The 718-nt window shown below is 56.5% G+C and carries 1 rRNA gene; it reads left to right on the top strand.

The annotated features are described in order from the left end of the window. Nucleotides 1-718, top strand: a 23S ribosomal RNA gene (locus BA81_RS18950); the annotation flags it as partial.

Raw genomic sequence — 718 nt, 5'->3', positions numbered from 1 at the left:
CCCGCACGAAAGGCGCAACGATCTGGGCACTGTCTCAACGAGAGACTCGGTGAAATTATAGTACCTGTGAAGATGCAGGTTACCCGCGACAGGACGGAAAGACCCCGTGGAGCTTTACTGCAGCCTGATATTGAATGTTGGTACAGCTTGTACAGGATAGGTAGGAGCCTTGGAAACCGGAGCGCTAGCTTCGGTGGAGGCATCGGTGGGATACTACCCTGGCTGTATTGACCTTCTAACCCGCTGCCCTTATCGGGCAGGGAGACAGTGTCAGGTGGGCAGTTTGACTGGGGCGGTCGCCTCCTAAAATGTAACGGAGGCGCCCAAAGGTTCCCTCAGAATGGTTGGAAATCATTCGCAGAGTGTAAAGGCACAAGGGAGCTTGACTGCGAGACCTACAAGTCGAGCAGGGACGAAAGTCGGGCTTAGTGATCCGGTGGTTCCGCATGGAAGGGCCATCGCTCAACGGATAAAAGCTACCCCGGGGATAACAGGCTTATCTCCCCCAAGAGTCCACAGCGACGGGGAGGTTTGGCACCTCGATGCCGGCTCATCGCATCCTGGGGCTGTAGTCGATCCCAAGGGTTGGGCTGTTCGCCAATTAAAGCGGTACGCGAGCTGGGTTCAGAACGTCGTGAGACAGTTCGGTCCCTATCCGTCGCGGGCGCAGGAAATTTGAGAGGAGCTGTCCTTAGTACGAGAGGACCGGGATGGACGC

Origin of the sequence: Bacillus safensis FO-36b (genome assembly GCF_000691165.1) — a bacterium.
Classification (GTDB): Bacteria; Bacillota; Bacilli; order Bacillales; family Bacillaceae; genus Bacillus; species Bacillus safensis.
Note: the sequence above shows the minus strand (reverse complement) of the source record. Positions and strands in the feature narration are given on the sequence as shown.